This window comes from Arthrobacter sp. B0427-1-12 (assembly GCF_059092905.1).
Map to the genome: position 1 here is coordinate 19,819 of NZ_JBNHIC010000038.1, position 16,816 is coordinate 36,634.

The window sequence follows — 16,816 nt, forward strand, 5'->3', positions numbered from 1 at the left end:
CTCATACTCCGGTCAGTTCTCCGGTGGGTTCAGGGCAGGTGCGCGCCCGGCGGCGGCTGCGCCATTGCCAGACTACCCCGGTCCGGCGGGCGAACAGATATACGGCCAGGAACACTGTGGACTGGGACAGCACCACGGCGGCCCCCGTGGAAATGTCCAGATAGTAGCTGGCATAGATCCCTGCCACGGATGCCAGAGCGGTAATCACCGCGGCCAGGATCAGCATCCGGTCGAAGCGCCGGGTCAGCAGGAAGGCAGTGGCACCGGGGGTGATCAGCATGGCGACCACCAGGATGATGCCGACGGCCTGCAGCCCCACGACCACCGTCAGGGCCAGCAGACCCAGCAGCAGCGCCGAGAGCCAGCGGGTGTTCAGCCCGATGGCGTGGGCATGGGTGCGGTCGAAGGCGAAGAGTGTGAGGTCCTTGCGTTTGAACAGCAGGACGGCGAGGGTGACGGCGCCCAGGCCCAGGACCTGCCACAGCTCGTTTGCCGAGACGCCGAGGACGTTGCCGAACAGGATGTGGGACAGATCGGTCTGGCTGGGGGTGCGCGAGATGATGGCCAGACCGACGGCGAAGAGAGCGGTGAACACGACGCCGATGACAGTGTCCGACTTCAGCTTGGTGGTGGAGCGGACGATGCCGATCAGCGCGACGGCCCCCGCGCCGAAAATGAAGGCTCCCACCGAGAAGGGAACACCGACGATGTAGGCCAGGGCGACCCCCGGAAGCACGGCATGGGAAACCGCGTCGCCCATCAGCGACCAGCCCATCAGGATCAGCCAGCAGGAGAGCACGGAGGAGACAACCGTGGCGGCTACCGTCACGAGCAAGGCCCGGGTCAGGAAACCGTACTCCAGCGGTTCGGCGATCCAGGTAATGATGTCCATCGCGTCAGTCCTCCATGCTCTCGACGGCGGTGCCGAAGGCCTTGGCCAGGTTCTCATTGGTCAGCACCTCGGCCGGAGTCCCGTGCGCCAGCACGCGGCGGTGCAGCAGGACGGCCTCGTCGCACAGCTGCGGAATGCCGGCCAGGTCGTGGGTGGACACCAGCATGGTCCGGCCCTCATCCCTCAGTTCGCGGAAGAGTGCCGTCAACGTGGCTTCCGAGGCCTTGTCCACGCCGGCGAACGGCTCGTCCAGCAGCAGCAGGCGCGCTTCCTGGGCGATCCCGCGGGCCACGAAGGCACGCTTCTTCTGGCCGCCGGACAGTTCGCCGATCTGCCGGTCCGCCAGGTCCGTAAGGCCCACCCGGTCCAGCGCCCGCTCGACGGCATCCCGGTCCGCCGGGCGCGGCCGGCGGGCGGGACCCAGCCGACCGTAGCGGCCCATCATCACCACGTCGCGGACGGAGACGGGGAAGGTCCAGTCCACGTCCTCGGACTGCGGCACGTACGTCACCATGTTCTGTTTCCTGGACGCACTGGAATCCCTGCCGAAGAGGCGGACGGTGCCGCGGTTCGGATGGACCAGCCCCATCAGCGACTTGAACAGGGTGGACTTGCCCGAGCCGTTGACGCCGATGAGCCCGCAGATGGTCCGGGGCTGGATCTGCAGCGTGACCGAGCTGAGGGCGACCACGTCGTTGTAGCTCACGTGCAGGTCGGCAACCGCGATGGCAGCCGCCGTCGTAGGTTGTATGGCGGTGGTCATGGTGTGCCTCCGGTTTCCATAAGGCCGTGGCGGATCATTCTGATGTCATGGCGAACCAGCTCAAGATGGCTGGGGACGGGGCCATCCGCCTCGGACAGCGAGTCGACGTAGAGCGGAGTGACCAGGCGCGCGCCGGTCGCCCGGGCGACCTGCTCCTGGGCGGACGGATTGACGGTGGATTCGCAGAAGACGGCGGGCACGTTGTTCTCCTCGACGAAGGCGATGGCGTCCTTGATCTGCCGGGGAGTGCCTTCGGAATCCGCGTTGACCGGCCACAGGTAGGCCTCCCGCAGCCCCGCGTCCCGTGCCAGGTAGGAGAACGCTCCTTCGCAGGTGACCAAGGACGGATCGCCGGGGATGTCCTCGAAGCCGGCGGTGAGTTCGGCCATGAGCCCGTCCAGCTGCACCTTGTAGGCTGCGCCGCGCTCCCGGAAGTAGCCGGCCTCCGCCGGCAGCAGAGCGGTGAGTGCGGCGACGATGTTGTCCACATAGATCTTGGCAGCATCGGGGGACATCCAGGCATGCGGATTCGCCTTGCCTTCATAGTCGCCGCTGCGGATATTCACCGGTTCCACGCCCTCGGAGAGGACGGCGTGCGGGACGTCCAGGGCGGCGACGAAGCGCTCGAACCAGCGCTCCAGACCGAGTCCGTTGTCCAGGATCAGGTCCGCCTCATGCGCATTGACCAGGTCCGACGGCGTCGGCTCGTAGCCGTGGATCTCCGCGCCCACCTTGGTGATCGACTCGACCCGCACCCTGTCCCCGCCGACCTGCCGCACCATGTCCGCCAGGACGGTGAACGTGGTCAGCACCAGCGGCCGGCCGTCGTCCTGCCGGTCAGCGGCCTGGCCGTCGACATGAAGCGGACTGCAGGCGGACACGGCCAGCGCCAGCACCAGGAGCAGGAGTACCGGAAATCTTTTTTTCGGCATACCTAAATATAACGCGGCAGTGTGCTCCTGCGCACAGTGGGGTGGGGCAGCCGGTGGCCGCTGCCGCTTTGGGCGCTGCCGCCCAGGGCCCGCTACCGCTTGTGGGCCCGCCAGGAGTGGGTGAAGTAGGGCAGCTCCAGGATCTCGGTTTCCCGGTGCCCCAGGTGCTCGTAGAGGTACCAGTGCAGGTTGGCCATCACCTTCTGCCGGGTGGCGCTGTCTGCCCGCAGGTAGTAACTGCGGGACTTGGCCAGCTCCGCGATGTCCGGCGGGGTGAGGCGGTCCACCCAGCGTGTTGCATGGTCCTCGAGGCCGGCGAATTCCGGCCCCACCGGAGGTGTGAACCCTGGCTTGAGGACATCACCGGCGTGGATGATCCTGGCCAGCCGGTGGACCCAGGGAACCGTCACGTCCAGCTGGTTCCAGATCAGTGCCAGCCGGCCCGACGGGCCGAGGATGCGGGCCAGTTCGGTGCTCGCCGCGGCCGGATCGAACCAGTGCCAGGCCTGGGCGACGGTAACGGCGTCCACTGACGCGGATGGCAGTCCGGTGTCCTCGCCGATGCCGACGACGGTATGCACCGTGGGCAGATTTCCGCGCAGCTGGGCCAGCATGTCCGCGGAGGGGTCGACGGCGGTGACCTCCAGGCCACGCGCTACCAGATCGGCCGTCAGCTTGCCGGTGCCGGCACCGACATCGGCGACGCTCTTGGCCGAGGCGGGCAGGATCCAGTCGACAGTCTCGGCCGGATAGCCGGGCCGCACTTTTTCATAGTGCGCAGCTCCGCTCAGATAACTTTGCGCCAGTTCCTTGCGGCGCTGGGCCTCCAGGCGCGGACCGCCTTTCACCATGGCATCATGACGGATCCGCACGCCGGGGCTCGGCACCTGCCAGCAGGTCGTCCACATTTGGATTCAGCCGGTGCAGTACTTCGGTGTGCAGGATGCCGTTGGTAGCCAGCGCGTTGCCGCCGAACGGGCCCTCGGCTCCTTCCAGCGAGGTGAACCGGCCGCCTGCCTCGGTAACCAGCGGCACCAGCGCCGCCATGTCATAGAGGTTCAGCTCCGGTTCGCAGGCGATGTCCACTGCTCCCTCGGCGACCAGGCAATAGGACCAGAAGTCGCCATAGGCCCGGGTGCGCCACACGGCTTCGGTCAGGCCCAGGAATTCGTCCAGGTTGCCTCGTTCCTTCCAGCCGGACAGGCTGGAGTAGGACAGCGAAGCGTCCTCGAGCCTGGAAACGTCGGAGACCTTGAGGCGGATGGCCGCGGCCAGGGAACGTCCGGTGTAGGCACCGGTTCCCTCGGCCGCCCACCAGCGCTTGCCCAGCGCGGGAGCGCTGACCAGACCGACGACAGGCCGGCCCTCGTCGACCAGCGCAATGAGTGTCGCCCAGACTGGAACGCCGCGGACAAAGTTCTTGGTGCCGTCGATGGGGTCGATGATCCACCGCCGCGATCCGGAGCCCGTCGAGCCGAATTCCTCGCCCAGCACTGCGTCCCGGGGCCTGGCCCGGGACAGCTGGCCCCGGATGGCCTCCTCAGCCGCCTTGTCTGCATCGGTCACGGGAGTCAGGTCCGGCTTGGTCTCCACCTTGAGGTCGAGTGCCTTGAACCGTGACATCGTCTGGGCGTCGACGGCATCCGCCATAACGTGGGCCAGCCGGAGGTCATCGTTGTAGCTCTGAACGAGTGTCATGCCTTTCAACTTATCGTTATTTTGCCTGCAGGCAGGGAATTGGCACTGTCCCAGCGTATTTCCAACTCCGCTGCCCACAATAGATAGCGGGAACGGAATTGCACTCCGGCCCTTGGCAGGAAGATGTTCACGAAGCTTCGAAGGGAGGTGGCGACGATGGCTGGTGACTACTTTCACGGCATGGAAACGCTGCGGGGCCCCCTCATGCCGTCACGGAAGAACTGGTTCTGGCGGCTGATCGACTGGCTTTCGGCGTAACTAGACGGAACCGAGCTCCTTGGCCTCGGCGCGGTTTTCGCTGCGCAGCTCGCTGCCCAGCAGCCGGCGCAGCGACGCCAGGCGTGCTGCCCCGGCCTCTCCGGCCGAACCGGAGGCAACCCAGCCATCCAGGCCGCAGTCCACGGCAGCGGCATCGTGCTTACAGCCGCGCTCGCAGGCCTCGGTGCCCGGTTCCAGGTCCGGGAACGCCTGGAGGATCCGGTCCGGATCCACATGGGCCAGCCCGAAGGACCGGATGCCCGGGGTGTCGATGATCCAGCTGCCTGCCGGGGCATCCTGGAGCTTGAGTGCCAACGCCGATGACGAAGTGTGCCGGCCTCGCCCGGTGACCGCGTTGACGCCGCCGGTTGCCCGCTGAGCTCCGGTCAGGGCGTTGACCATGGTGGATTTTCCGACGCCGGAATGGCCCAGCAGGACGCTGATCCGGCCGTCAAGGTACTCCTTCAGCTCGGCCACGGCTTCGGTGTCCAGGCGCGCGGACAGCCCCTCATCGGATTCGGTGGCGATGCCGATGTCCTCTTCCTCGGCCGTGCGGCTGATGATCACGGGCAGATCAAGGTGCTCGTAGTTGGCCAGCAGCTCGGCCGGATCCTTGAGGTCCGCCTTGGTGACGCAGAGCAGCGGGTCGATGCCGGCGTCGTACGCGGCCACCAGCGCCCGGTCGATGAAACCTGTGCGGGGTTCCGGATTCGCGGCTGCCACCACGATCACCAGCTGGTCGGCATTGGCGACCACCACCCGCTCGACGGGATCAGTGTCGTCGGCGCTGCGGCGCAGCACTGTCTGCCGATCCTCCACCCGGACCAGCCGTGCCAGCGTGTCCGGGGCACCGGACACGTCGCCCACCAGCCCGACGAGGTCGCCGGCAACGACGGCGGTGCGGCGCAGCTCGCGGGCGCGGGCGGCAATGACGATGCGCTCCTGCTCCGTGTCCTCGGCCACGACCGCGGTATAGCGGCCGCGGTCGACGGTCACGATGCGGCCGATGACGGCGTCCTCGTGGGCAGGCCGGTCCTTGGTCCGGGGCCGGGAGCCGCGCTTGTTCGGACGGATGCGGACATCGGATTCGTCCCAGTGCCGGGTTCCTTTGGCCATGGTCAGCTCCTGGCCCTGGTCAGCGGGTCCAGCCGGGGACGTCATCGGACATGTCGGTGGCGCCGATGGCGATCATGTCCTCCCAGAGCTGGGCGAACTCCGGCATGGTCTTGGCCGTGGTGCCGATGTTCTCCACCTCCACGCCAGGTACGGCCAGGCCGATGACTGCGCCGGCGGTGGCCATGCGGTGGTCGTCGTAGGTGCGGAAAACGCCGCCGTGCAGCGGCGCCGGGCGGATGACGAGCCCGTCCTCCGTTTCCTCGGCATCCCCGCCCAGTCTGTTGATTTCCGTCACCAGTGCCGCGAGGCGGTCTGTTTCGTGGCCGCGCAGGTGGGCGATGCCGGTCAACCGCGACGGTGTGCCGGCCAGGGCACAGATGGCGGCGATGGTCGGAGCCAGCTCGCTGGTGTCCGCCAGTTCAGCTCCACGGATCTCCGCTCCTCCGGTGACCGTGAGCACGCCGTCCTCCAGGGTTACATCGGCACCGAGCCTGGGCAGGATCTGCCGCCACTGGTCGCCCACCTGGGTGGTGCCCGCCGGCCAGTTCGGAATGCGTACAGTGCCACGCGAGGCCAGCGCCGCGGCCAGGAACGGACCGGCATTGGACAGGTCCTGTTCGATCTGCACGTCGAAGCCGCGGATCGGGCCGGGGGCTACGCGCCAGTGGTTCGGCTCGGAGTCGTCCACCTCCACGCCCGCTTCGCGCAGGACCTTCACCGTCATGTTGATGTGGTCCAGGCTGGGGACGGCCCTGCCGGAGTGTTCCAGATGGAGGCCTTGATCGAAGCGTGCCCCGACGAGCAGCAGTGCAGAAACAAACTGCGAGGACGCGCTGGCGTCGATGACCAGATGCCCCCCGGGCACAGTGCCGGCGCCGTCGACGGTGAAGGGGAGGACACCGCGGCCGCCGTCGTCGACCGTGATGCCCAGATCCTGCAGTGCCTTGATGATGGTGCCCATCGGACGCCTACGGGCGGACGGATCGCCGTCGAAGGAACTGCGCCCGCGCCGCAGGGCGGCCAGCGGCGGGACGAAGCGCATCACGGTCCCGGCGAGGCCGCAGTCGATCTCCGTGTCCGCGGCAGCGGCCGGGTCGAGGGGCGTGACCAGCAGGTCCGGCCCGAAGGCTCCCTCGCCCTCGGCCTCGGTGACCGTGGCGCCAAGCCGGCGCAGCGCCTGGACCATCAGGTGGGTATCGCGTGAATGCAGCGGTGCTCGGAGCCGGGAAGGACTGCTGGCTAGGGCAGCCAGCAGCAAGTACCGGTTGGTCAGCGACTTTGACCCGGGGACCTGGACGGTGGCATCCACCGGGGCGGCGGCAAACGGGGCGGGCCAATGCTCGGATGGCTCCTGCGGCCGGCCGGCTGCTGCGAAAGCGGGAAACTGCGTCATGGGAACTAGCGGCCGGTTACATCGGAGGCGGCGCTGCGTACCGCTTGGTCCGCCTTCTGGAGCTGCTTCCGGGCGTCCTTGGACAGGGACCTGGCGTTCTTCCGTGTGCTCGCCGCCAGCTGCTCGGCACGCCACGCCAGGCCCGGACGGCCATCGGTATCGACGACGGCGAGCAGGACCCCGCCGATCAGGGACAGGTTCTTCAGCAGCCGTGAGCGGCGGTTGTTCCGGCCTTCCGGTGTGGAGCTTTCAGCCTCCTGGTACTCAACGAGGGCGTTGAGCGCCGATGTGCCGACCAGCAGGAACGCCGCGAGGCGGGAGAACTTGCCGCAGGCGAGCAGCAGGCCGGCCCCCAGCTGGGTGGCGCCCATGACCCGGGCGACCAGCTTTTCATTGCCGGTTACGGGACCGGCCGAAGGAACCATGGTGCCGACACGCTGCAGGGTGGGCCGCAGCTGCGCGGCCGTGGTGTCCGCATGGCGGAGACGCTGGATGCCGGAGGCCACGAAGGACGTGGCGAGGAGCGGGCGGGCAACAAGGCGTACAAGGGACATACATTCCTCCTGGCTGAGGCTTACGTTGGCTGACATTCTGCGGCGGATCGGCTGGACGGCAGCGGTTCATCGGACAATTACGCCCTCCGGGCCGGTCCGGCGTGTCCGGAGGTTCCCGCTGATTGCCGCAGCCACCCGATCAGGTTGCCTCTAGTCTTGCACCTTTGGTGCTAAGTCACACATTGTTTTCCGCGGTTCCCCGGCACACAGATGAAGACGTGAGGCCGATGCAGACGTGAAGGGAGACCGGAGCGGGACATGCCCGCGGAAACTCCCTTCGGAATATCCGCACGATGGTTCCGGTTACAACTAGCGGCGGTTCCGGCAGGGTTCCGCCCGGCAGCGTAAATAAGCAGTGCGGACAAGCCGTCAGCGCAAGCAAATAGTCCAACAGACCCGCCGGAATCAGGAGACTCAGTGGCTGCAGCAACGGCCGAAGCCGAATCCGCCGCCAGCATCATGCCGGTGCGCGGACAAAGCCGCGCTCCCGCCGCCGGCAAGCGCGGCGGGGTGGCCGGCAGGACGGATGACCGGGGGACGGTTCCGCGGACGCGCCGCGTAGACTTGGGTGCGATGAGTATTCAAGGGCCTGAAGGGACAGTCGGCGCGGCGGACCAGGCCGACCGCGAGCGGAGCATCGACGTCGGTAAGGAGTCGGACGCGGACCGCAAGGCGCGCTTCGAACGCGACGCCATGCAGTACGTGGACCAGCTGTACTCCGCCGCCATGCGCATGGCCAGGAACCCGAGCGATGCGGAGGACCTGGTCCAGGAGGCCTATACCAAGGCCTTCTCCGCCTTCCACCAGTACAAGCCCGGGACCAACCTGAAGGCCTGGCTGTACCGGATCCTGACCAACACCTACATCAACCTCTACCGGAAGCGCCAGCGCGAGCCGCTCCAGACCAATTCGGACCAGATTGAGGACTGGCAGCTGGCCCAGGGGGGACGGCATACGTCCTCGGGCCTGCGGTCCGCGGAAGCGGAGGCGCTTGACCACCTGCCGGACTCCGACGTCAAGGACGCCCTGCAGGCGATCCCGGAGGAGTTCAGGCTGGCCGTCTACTTTTCGGATGTAGAGGGCTTCGCCTACAAGGAAATTTCGGAAATCATGAACACCCCCATTGGCACGGTGATGTCCCGTCTGCACCGCGGGCGCAAAATGCTGCGCGAACTGCTGGCGGAATACGCCTATGAGCGCGGGCTGTCTGCCGCCAAGGGCAGCGCCGGCGATGCGGGGAACGGCAAACAGGGGAGCAGGAAATGAGCGACTGCGGGAAACTGGGCAACTGCGCCGATTCACGCATCGAGCGGCTGTATGAGTATCTGGACGGAGCGCTGTCCCACGACGACCTCGTCGAAATCAAGGACCATTTGGAGAGCTGCCCGGACTGTGCCCAGGAGCACGATCTGGAGTGCGTCATCCGCTCCGTGGTCAAGCGCTCCTGCAAGGAACACGCTCCGGAGACCCTGAAGGCCAATATCCTGAACCGGATCAGCCAGATCCAGATGGCGGAGCACTGACGGCTCAGCGCTGACGGAAAAGACCCCCGGGCAGCAGCCGCGGGGGTCTTTTCGATGCGTCCGCAGCCGGACGCAGTCAACACCTGCTCAGGTGTTGGGACGCTTACCGTGGTTTGCGCCGCCGCGCTTGCGGTCACGGCGCTTGCGTGCACGCTTGCTCATAGCTGCCTCCTTACGTTGGAAAAGAATTGCCCTCCATCCTCCCACACCGGTGGACCGGCTCCTAACCAGGCTGGCTGGGGATTCCGGCGGATGCGCGACGTCGAGGTCTTCGGCAAGATCGTGTTCAGCCCTTGAGCTCAGTCGGTTCCGGCGGCCAGCAGGGCATTGCGCTGCTGCCTGCGCAGGGCCTGCTCCTGCGGGTCCGGAACCGGTGCTGCAGCCAGCAGCCGGCGGGTGTAGGGGTCGGCGGGATACTTCAGGATCCGCTCGGTGGAGCCGTGTTCGACCATCCGCCCCTTGTTGAGTACAGCGATATGGTCGGCAAGGATCTCCACCACTGCCAGGTCGTGGCTGACGAACAGGCAGGCGAAGCCGTACTCCCGCTGCAGTTCCTGCAGCAGCTCCAGGACCCGTGCCTGGACAGACACGTCAAGCGCCGACGTCGGCTCGTCGGCCACCAGCAGCGAAGGCCGCAGCGAGAGCGCGCGGGCAATCCCGACGCGCTGCCGCTGCCCGCCCGAGAGCTCGTGCGGATACCGGTTGCGGAAACGAACGGGCAGATGGACGTCGTCCAGCAGTTGTTCCACGCGCTTGTTCAGTTCCGCCCGCGGGGGCTTTTCCTGCAGCAGTATCGGTTCTCCGATGCTCTCGCCGATGGACATCCGCGGATTCAGGGAGGCTGCCGGATCCTGGAAAACGATGGAGAACCTGCGGCGCATGGGCTTCAGGGCCCTGGCGCCCAGCCGGGTGATCTCCGTGCCGTTGATCCTGATGCTGCCCTCGCTGGCCCTCAGCAACCCCACCACGGCGCGGGCGATGGTCGACTTGCCTGAGCCGGACTCACCCACCAGTCCCATGACTTCACCGGGATTGACGGCAAAGGAGATGCCCTCCACCGCTTTGAACGCAGGGGTTCGGAAACGGCCCGGGTACTCGATCCCGACGTCCCGGAGTTCGAGGGCCGGAACCACCGCCGCCGCGGCCCTGGCCGGTACCACTCCAAGACTCCTCGCGGCAGCCTCCTGCGTCCGGGTATCGATCCGCACCCCGGCTTCCGTCACTTCGACGGCGGCCAGCACGCCGCCGACCTTCGCGCCCAGGTGCGGCACGGCGGCAAGCAGCTGCCGGGTGTAGGGCTGCCGGGGGTTCGTGAACAGCTCCTGGACCGGGGCCGCTTCCACGATCCGGCCCTGCTCCATCACCACCACGTGGTCGGCGAGGTCCGCCACTACCCCCATGTCATGGGTGATCAGCAGGATGGCGCTGTTGAGCCGCTTGTTGAGCTTGCGGAGCAGTTCCAGCACTTCGGCCTGTACGGTGACGTCCAGTGCAGTCGTTGGTTCATCGGCGATCAGCAGCATGGGATCATTGGCCAGGGCGATCGCAATCATGATGCGCTGCCGCTGCCCGCCGGAGAACTGATGGGGATAGTGCCGGAAGCGGATTTCCGGTTCCGGGATCTCCACCAGCCGCAGGAGTCCGAGCGCACGGTCCCGGGCCTGGTCAGGGGAGAGCTCGGTGTGCTGCTCGATGACCTCGGTAATCTGCTCGCCCACGGTCAGCACCGGATTCAGTGCGGTCATCGGTTCCTGGAAGATCATGGAGATGTCGTTGCCCCGGATCCGGCGCAGCCGGGCCTGCGGCGCCCCGATGAGTTCGGTGCCGAGCAGCTTCGCGCTGCCGCGGGTCCGGGCGTTGGCCGGCAGCAGGCCGGCAAGAGCCAGCGAGGACTGGCTCTTGCCGGACCCGGACTCGCCCACGATGGCCAGGATCTCTCCCGGGCGGACCTGATAGCTAATCCCTTCCGCGGCCATGATCCATTCGCCGTCCACAAAGAAGTCGACGCCCAGGCCCCGCACGTCCAGGATCGGTTCTGCGCCGGAGCCGCCCGGGGATGAGGCAGAAAAGGCCGGCACGCCGTTCTTTCCGCTCATGCTTTTGCCTTGGTCTGCCGGGGATCGAAGGCGTCGCGCAGCCCGTCGCCGATAAAGTTCACGGCCAGGGCGATGATCACGATGAACACACCGGGCAGGATGAAGAGCCACGGCCGCACGGTCATGGCCGAACGGTAGTCGTTGACCAGCCGGCCCAGCGAGGTGTCCGGCGGCTGGACGCCCAGCCCCAGGAAGCTGAGCGCGGTTTCCAGCAGGATCGCCCCGGAAATGGTCAGCGTAGCCGAAACGATGATGACCCCGATGGTGTTGGGCAGGATGTGCTTGAAGATGATCCGGGCGGACCCGGCGCCCACGGACTTGGCAGCCTCGACGAACTCCTTTTCGCGCAGTGAGAGGAATTCGCCCCGGACAATTCTAGCCAGGCCCGTCCAGGTCAGCAGACCCAGGAAGACGGCCAGCGGCACGATGCCCTGATTGCCCACGCTCCGGGAAATGACAGCGGCGATCACCAGCAGCGGAATGGTGATGATGACGTCTGTGAAGCGCATCAGCACCGACTCCACCCACCCGCGGAAATAGCCGGCGACGGCGCCAATAACGGTTCCGACGACGGTACTGACGATTCCGACGATGAAGGCGATGATGATCGACTGCTGGGCGCCCCGCATGCTCAGGGCGAAGAAGTCGCGTCCGAGGTCGTCCTGGCCGAAGGGATGTTCACCCAGGCTGAAGGGCCACAGCCGCAGGGTGGGCGCACCGCCGTCGAGCAGCGGCCGGATCTCATGGTACGGAGTGGGCCACCATCCCGGAATGCCGGCGAACCCGATCGAGGAAAAAGCCAGCAGGATGGTCAGGGCAAGGATAGTCAGGCCGGCCATGGCCCCCTTGTGCCGGAAGAAGCGTGCCCGGACCAGCTGGCCCTGGCTCTTGGCGGCCGTTGCGGCGTGGACGCCGGGGACCGCCACTGCGGCCGGCTGAGTGCCGGCGATCCCCCGGGTGGCCGGTCCGGCCGCGACATCGGTGTCCTGGCTGGCCAGCGTCTGCTCCAGCAACTCCTGGCGGTCGCCGCCCTCTTCCGGTCGGCCAGACTCCGTACGGCCAGTTTCCGGCCCGCCGGTGGCGAGCCGTTCGTCCTTGTTCGTCATCTGGTGGACCCCTTACTTCAGGCTGATGCGCGGGTCGAGGAAGGCATAGGTGATATCCGCCAGCATGTTGAAGATGACGGCAGCGGCACCGGTGACCAGGAAAAAGGCCATGACGGGGTGGGGATCCACATTCGTCAGCCCGTCGACGAAGAGCTTGCCCATACCGTTCCAGCCGAAGACCGTCTCCGTGATGACGGCTCCGCCGAGGACGCCGGCGAAGTCGAACGCCATCAGGGTGGTGATCGGGATCATAGCGTTGCGGAAGGCATGCTTGACCAGGACCGTCCGCTCGCTGAGTCCCTTGGCACGCGCGGTACGGATGTAGTCCTGGTTCATGACATCGAGCTGGCTGGCGCGGGTGAAGCGCGTGTAGGTGGCAAAGGAGATCAGCATGATCGCCAGCGTCGGCAGGATCAGGTGCAGAATGTAGTCCAGGTTCACTTCCCAGAAGGTGCCGCTGAAGTTCGGGGATTCGGCCCCCGTGGTGGGTATGGGGCGTCCTCCGGTGGCGGCGGAAACGGCAGGATAGGCGGCCATCAGGCGGTCCGCGGCCACCAGCAGCGCGAAGAGCAGCCCGACGACGACGGTGACCCGCTGTGCTTGCCGCCGGTACGGTCCCCCGAACATCCGGCCGATCAGCAGCGAGACTACCACCGTGGCAGCAGCCAGCCCGGCCAAGGTCAGCCAGCCCGGATCTGCCATCAGCGGCTGGGTGGCCAGATAGGCCGCGTAACCGACGGCGGCGGCGGCCAGCGCGCTGACCAGGATCTGCCGGCGTCGGAATCCTGCGGCCAGCGCGACCCAGCCGATGGCGACGGCGGCCGCGCAGATCAGCAGGCCGACAGGCCCCAGTCCGGGGCTTCGGAACCAGCCGGTCACCAGCAGCAGGTACAGGGTCAGCGCGGTGGCCGCGGCCGCGGTGAGGAACACTGTTGCCTTGCGCCTCCGGTTTCCGCCGATGACGATCATCCAGACGATTCCGGCCAGCACGCCGATGAGCGCAATGGTCAGGTATTCCAGCTGCGGATTGGCCAGCCAGGTGTTCAGTTCGATGGCCACGTACTGCTTCAACAGCGTCGAAACCCAGAAAACGGGAAGCGAGAAGCACAGGAACGCGACGAAGGTGGTGGAGTAGTCGAAGATGCTGTACTGGCGCAGCGCGGTCACGATGCCGATGATGACGCCAATGACCAGCGCGATGATGGTTGCGGCGACGACCAGCCTGAACGTGGCATCCATGGCGGTCAGCAGCTGGGGCAGGACGGGGTTGCCGGAACGGTCCAGGCCCAAGGTGCAGGCATCGCCGCCGGGTACGATGCAGCGGCCGATTTCCTGGAGCCAGAGCAGATAGCGGACCGGTACCGGAGTGTCCAGGTGAAGAGCCTCCGTCCGGGCCGCGATGCGCGATTCCTTGTCTGGGCCGCGCAGTTCGGCCAGGTCCGCGAGGGGATCGCCAGAGAGCGCGGTCAGGAAGAACATGATCGCCGTGGCCGCGAGCAGGATGAAAAAGGAGATGACCAGCCGTCTGCCGATGAAGAAAAGCACCCCGGGCTCCTTGTCGCTGTTACCGCAGGGGAGGACAGACCCGGTCAGCCTGTCCTCCCCTGTGCGTCATACCGTCAGCGCCGTGTGCCTAGTTCGTCCGCTTGACCCAGTCATAGGCATTCCAGGTAATGCCGTACTGGGTCGCGTTGGATACCACGCCCTCCACCCGGCTGCTGTGGGCGTCGAGCCCCGGATTGGAGTAGAGCACGACGTTGTAGACCGTCGAAGCCAGACGCTCTTCGAGGCGGGCCTTCGTTTCAACGACGCTGGCGGTGTCCGTGGTCGTGGCGATCTCGTTCCAGAGCTCGTCGACCTCCGGGTCGCTGTAGCCGCCGAAGTTCTGCTCACCGTTGGTGATGTAGATGGACTGGCCGGAGGCAACGAGCCCCGAGCCGGCCCAGGCGAACATGATGGCGTCCCAGGCGCCGACCTCGGTCAGCTTATCGGTCCATTCCGGATCCGGCAGCAGTTCGATGTTGAAACCGGCCTGGTCGCAGGAGTCCTTCACCAGGGCCGAGAGGTCGGCGCGCAGCTTGCTTTGCTGTGCGAACATCAGGCGGACGGTTACCGGTTCCGTCCTGCCGGCTTCGGCCAGCTTGGCACGGGCGCCTTCGAGATCCACCTCGTCGTATTTGGACGCGGACGGGGCATCGGCAAGGACGGCGTCATAGTCCGGGTGCGGCGGCTGGTACTCGCGCAGGTTCTGGACAACGCCTTCGGGATCGATCGGTTTGACGAACTTGTCCACCATGTCCTGGCGCGGTACGCACATGCTGAAGGCTTCCCGCACCCGCTGGTCGGCGAAGACGCCCTCGGGACGCTGGTCCAGGTCGATATGGGAGAAGGTCATCTGCGTTCCGGTAAGGATCCGGATGGAATCCCCAATCTGCTCCAGCGCGGCTTTGGTGTCGACGCTGGGGGAGGACGGGCTGATCACGTCCACGTCGCCGTTCTGCAGGGCCTGGACGGCCTCGGTATCATCAACGGTCCTGAAGATGATCGACTCGGTCTGCCCGGCCAGTTCCTCGCCCCAGTACCGGTCGTTCCGCACCAGCGTCAGCGTGCCATTGGAGGCATTGTCCAGCTTGTAGGGGCCGGATGAGGGAATCAGGGCCGCGTCCGGCAGGCGGGGCAGGTCCGCCTCGTAGTTCCAGCCGGAATTCCAGAAACCGGCAACGGCCGTCAGCGCCGCGGTGTCCCGTTCCTCGATGGCGGCCACCAGCGCCTCGCCGTTGTTCTCCGCCGACAGTCCGGCCTGCTCGGCGGTAATGTGGGCCGGCATAAAGGCATAGTTGGCCAGCAAGGCCTCCCAGTCCGCGTATGGTTCCTCGTAGACGAGTTCCACCGTCTTGTCGCCGGCGCTGCCTTCGGGCATGGCGGTCTGGCGCCAGCCGTTGCTGCTGGCCGGCTGGAAGATGTCCACTTCGTTGCCGTTTTCGTCCGGCTCCGGTGCCGGATTGTTGTTGGACTGCGCGGCCCAGGCGAGCAGGAAATCGTCATAGTCGATCGGCGTGCCGTCGGACCAGACCGCATCCTCGGCGAAGGTGTACCGCACTGTCAGCGGATCATCGCTGGTTTTCTCGTACGTGCCGAAGTCGGTATTGGGTTCGACCACGCCTTCGTTGTTGACCAAGGCGAAGTTGCTGTGGACCAGGTTGTCAACGTAGGAGTTGTACACGCTGTTCGTGTTCGCGGTATTTCCGTTGTAGGCGTCCGGTGTCTGGCTGATTGCCACGGTGATGGACGGTGCGGATTCACCGGGTTCATCGGCTGCAGTGCCTCCGCCGCCGGCCGTCCCGCAGGCACTGAGCACCAGCGTTCCGGCGGCCAGCGCGGCAACGGACAAGCATCGCTTGGATCGCATTGTGTTTCCTAACTGTCCGAGTGCTCCGCGTGAAGCGCGGTCCTGCGCCTCATCCTAGTCCGGACCAGCGGATTACAGTGATTTGGATCGCATTGCCAGTAGCCTAGTTAATCGTTGACGATTCCGCATCAGATCGGTGCCGATAGTTTCGCAGCTGTAACCGCATCGTGATGGAAGCCCGCAGAAGGTGCCACCAAGCCGGGCCGCCGGATTACAATTGCAGGCTGTTTCCGGGGAACGGCTGCGCAATATGACCAGCGGCTGCCCAGGCCGGGATCAGCCCGGTTCCTGCACGTCGAGCCAGTTGTACCAGCCGCGGTGCAGCACCAGCCAGGCGATCAGGCCGTAGCCGGCCTGTCCGGGAGTCCCGCCGTTGACGGCCAGATCGGTGCGCCACTGCTCGTGGTTGAGCAGCGGATTGAAGGTGTCCACATAAACATGCTTGCGCCGGGTCGTGACGTCCCCGAAGGCTGCGGACAGATCGGCTAGCCTGCGGTTGCGTTCCTGGTCGAGTCCCGGCGGGGGACCTACGACCAGCGCCTTGACGTTCATCTGCGACGCACCGTCGAGGATGTTCGCAAGATTCAGGCGGCTGCGCGCGGTGGACAGTTCAAGGTCCAGGTCGCGGTCGGAAAGCCCAATGACCAGCCGGTTCTCGTGCCGTTCATCGAAGCGGCGGCCCGCTTCCTGCAGCCACCGGGCGGCCAGCGCTTCGGTGCCTTCCTGGGGGGCCGCAAGGGTGAACGCTTCCAGCTTCGCTTCCGGCGGCGCCGTCCTGGCCAGGACGCGTCCCAGCCAGCCCAGCGCCCGCGGGTCTCCGATGCCGGCCAGCAGTTCATCGCCCACGGCCGCAATTCTGATCCTGCGTTCCACTAGTCACCCTCTTCAGGTTTGAATCATCGGTTCCGTGCCGCGGCCGATGCTGTATCTCGGTTGATAGATCGGATTAAACAGCGGGGTGGGGGGGGGGAAGGAAACAAACAAAAAAGGGCGGTCCCCAAGGCAAGAGAACACCTTCCTCAAACTGGCCTCGTCGCCCAAAGGGGGTCCGGGCAAACAGAAGGCACGGGGGGCTG

At 66.3% G+C, this 16,816-nt stretch carries 16 protein-coding genes; 2 read left to right on the forward strand and 14 right to left on the reverse strand.

What is annotated here, in order from left to right; all coding sequences use genetic code 11:
• Position 1: 1 nt before the first annotated feature.
• The 8 genes from AC5RWU_RS18195 to AC5RWU_RS18230 form a co-directional block, all read right to left on the reverse strand.
• Complete coding sequence (locus AC5RWU_RS18195; RefSeq protein WP_494027923.1) at positions 2–892, reverse strand: metal ABC transporter permease; 891 nt, start codon at positions 890–892, stop codon at positions 2–4.
• Between the two features lie 4 nt (positions 893–896).
• Positions 897–1,655 (reverse strand): metal ABC transporter ATP-binding protein, encoded by a 759-nt coding sequence (locus AC5RWU_RS18200; protein ID WP_494027922.1) that lies wholly within the window; start codon positions 1,653–1,655, stop codon positions 897–899.
• Positions 1,652–2,587, reverse strand: coding sequence for a metal ABC transporter substrate-binding protein (locus AC5RWU_RS18205; protein ID WP_494027921.1), 936 nt, complete (start codon positions 2,585–2,587; stop codon positions 1,652–1,654). The genes AC5RWU_RS18200 and AC5RWU_RS18205 overlap by 4 nt, the downstream gene beginning before the upstream one ends.
• A gap of 92 nt (positions 2,588–2,679) precedes the next feature.
• Positions 2,680–3,438, reverse strand: coding sequence for a class I SAM-dependent methyltransferase (locus AC5RWU_RS18210; RefSeq protein WP_494027920.1), 759 nt, complete (start codon positions 3,436–3,438; stop codon positions 2,680–2,682).
• 4 nt (positions 3,439–3,442) lie between these two features.
• A complete protein-coding gene (hisN, locus tag AC5RWU_RS18215; RefSeq protein ID WP_494027919.1) occupies positions 3,443–4,285 on the reverse strand; it encodes a histidinol-phosphatase in 843 nt (280 codons plus the stop codon).
• Between the two features lie 258 nt (positions 4,286–4,543).
• On the reverse strand, positions 4,544–5,659 hold the full coding sequence (rsgA, locus tag AC5RWU_RS18220) for a ribosome small subunit-dependent GTPase A (protein ID WP_494027918.1): 1,116 nt from the start codon (positions 5,657–5,659) through the stop codon (positions 4,544–4,546).
• Positions 5,660–5,678: 19 nt separating this feature from the next.
• Positions 5,679–7,052, reverse strand: a complete 1,374-nt coding sequence (gene aroA / locus AC5RWU_RS18225) for a 3-phosphoshikimate 1-carboxyvinyltransferase (RefSeq protein WP_494027917.1) — start codon at positions 7,050–7,052, stop codon at positions 5,679–5,681.
• Between the two features lie 5 nt (positions 7,053–7,057).
• The gene (locus tag AC5RWU_RS18230) at positions 7,058–7,606 is read right to left on the reverse strand and encodes a DoxX family protein (protein WP_494027916.1); all 549 of its coding nucleotides are present in this window, start codon (positions 7,604–7,606) and stop codon (positions 7,058–7,060) included.
• Positions 7,607–8,179: 573 nt separating this feature from the next.
• Between AC5RWU_RS18230 and AC5RWU_RS18235 the strand changes: the two genes are divergently transcribed.
• Both AC5RWU_RS18235 and rsrA read left to right on the forward strand, forming a co-directional pair.
• Entirely contained in the window at positions 8,180–8,872 is a 693-nt protein-coding gene (locus tag AC5RWU_RS18235) for a sigma-70 family RNA polymerase sigma factor (RefSeq protein WP_494028135.1), read from the forward strand.
• Positions 8,869–9,129 carry a mycothiol system anti-sigma-R factor gene (gene rsrA, locus AC5RWU_RS18240; RefSeq protein WP_494027915.1) on the forward strand — a complete coding sequence of 87 codons (261 nt, stop codon included), beginning with the start codon at positions 8,869–8,871 and terminating at the stop codon, positions 9,127–9,129. Before AC5RWU_RS18235 ends, rsrA begins: the two co-directional genes overlap by 4 nt.
• Before the next feature lie 87 nt (positions 9,130–9,216).
• Here the strand turns inward: rsrA and AC5RWU_RS18245 are convergent, their stop codons facing one another.
• The 6 genes from AC5RWU_RS18245 to AC5RWU_RS18270 form a co-directional block, all read right to left on the reverse strand.
• Positions 9,217–9,291 carry a 50S ribosomal protein bL37 gene (locus AC5RWU_RS18245; protein ID WP_369299106.1) on the reverse strand — a complete coding sequence of 25 codons (75 nt, stop codon included), beginning with the start codon at positions 9,289–9,291 and terminating at the stop codon, positions 9,217–9,219.
• A 137-nt stretch (positions 9,292–9,428) separates the two neighbouring features.
• Entirely contained in the window at positions 9,429–11,225 is a 1,797-nt protein-coding gene (locus tag AC5RWU_RS18250) for an ABC transporter ATP-binding protein (RefSeq protein ID WP_494027914.1), read from the reverse strand.
• Positions 11,222–12,331: an ABC transporter permease gene (locus AC5RWU_RS18255; RefSeq protein WP_494027913.1), complete on the reverse strand. Its 1,110-nt coding sequence runs from the start codon at positions 12,329–12,331 to the stop codon at positions 11,222–11,224. Before AC5RWU_RS18255 ends, AC5RWU_RS18250 begins: the two co-directional genes overlap by 4 nt.
• Positions 12,332–12,343: 12 nt before the next feature.
• On the reverse strand, positions 12,344–13,876 hold the full coding sequence (locus AC5RWU_RS18260) for an ABC transporter permease (protein ID WP_494027912.1): 1,533 nt from the start codon (positions 13,874–13,876) through the stop codon (positions 12,344–12,346).
• 88 nt (positions 13,877–13,964) lie between these two features.
• Positions 13,965–15,740: an ABC transporter family substrate-binding protein gene (locus AC5RWU_RS18265; RefSeq protein ID WP_494027911.1), complete on the reverse strand. Its 1,776-nt coding sequence runs from the start codon at positions 15,738–15,740 to the stop codon at positions 13,965–13,967.
• A gap of 276 nt (positions 15,741–16,016) precedes the next feature.
• Complete coding sequence (locus tag AC5RWU_RS18270; RefSeq protein ID WP_494037129.1) at positions 16,017–16,613, reverse strand: GDSL-type esterase/lipase family protein; 597 nt, start codon at positions 16,611–16,613, stop codon at positions 16,017–16,019.
• Between the last annotated feature and the right edge of the window lie 203 nt (positions 16,614–16,816).

Bases quoted from the DNA above. Each gene is read 5' to 3' on its own strand.
- AC5RWU_RS18195 (WP_494027923.1), bottom strand. From the start codon at position 892: ATGGACATCATTACCTGGATCGCCGAACCGCTGGAGTACGGTTTCCTG.
- AC5RWU_RS18200 (WP_494027922.1), bottom strand. From the start codon at position 1,655: ATGACCACCGCCATACAACCTACGACGGCGGCTGCCATCGCGGTTGCC.
- AC5RWU_RS18205 (WP_494027921.1), bottom strand. From the start codon at position 2,587: ATGCCGAAAAAAAGATTTCCGGTACTCCTGCTCCTGGTGCTGGCGCTG.
- AC5RWU_RS18210 (WP_494027920.1), bottom strand. From the start codon at position 3,438: ATGGTGAAAGGCGGTCCGCGCCTGGAGGCCCAGCGCCGCAAGGAACTG.
- hisN (WP_494027919.1), bottom strand. From the start codon at position 4,285: ATGACACTCGTTCAGAGCTACAACGATGACCTCCGGCTGGCCCACGTT.
- rsgA (WP_494027918.1), bottom strand. From the start codon at position 5,659: ATGGCCAAAGGAACCCGGCACTGGGACGAATCCGATGTCCGCATCCGT.
- aroA (WP_494027917.1), bottom strand. From the start codon at position 7,052: ATGACGCAGTTTCCCGCTTTCGCAGCAGCCGGCCGGCCGCAGGAGCCA.
- AC5RWU_RS18230 (WP_494027916.1), bottom strand. From the start codon at position 7,606: ATGTCCCTTGTACGCCTTGTTGCCCGCCCGCTCCTCGCCACGTCCTTC.
- AC5RWU_RS18235 (WP_494028135.1), top strand. From the start codon at position 8,180: ATGAGTATTCAAGGGCCTGAAGGGACAGTCGGCGCGGCGGACCAGGCC.
- rsrA (WP_494027915.1), top strand. From the start codon at position 8,869: ATGAGCGACTGCGGGAAACTGGGCAACTGCGCCGATTCACGCATCGAG.
- AC5RWU_RS18250 (WP_494027914.1), bottom strand. From the start codon at position 11,225: ATGAGCGGAAAGAACGGCGTGCCGGCCTTTTCTGCCTCATCCCCGGGC.
- AC5RWU_RS18255 (WP_494027913.1), bottom strand. From the start codon at position 12,331: ATGACGAACAAGGACGAACGGCTCGCCACCGGCGGGCCGGAAACTGGC.
- AC5RWU_RS18265 (WP_494027911.1), bottom strand. From the start codon at position 15,740: ATGCGATCCAAGCGATGCTTGTCCGTTGCCGCGCTGGCCGCCGGAACG.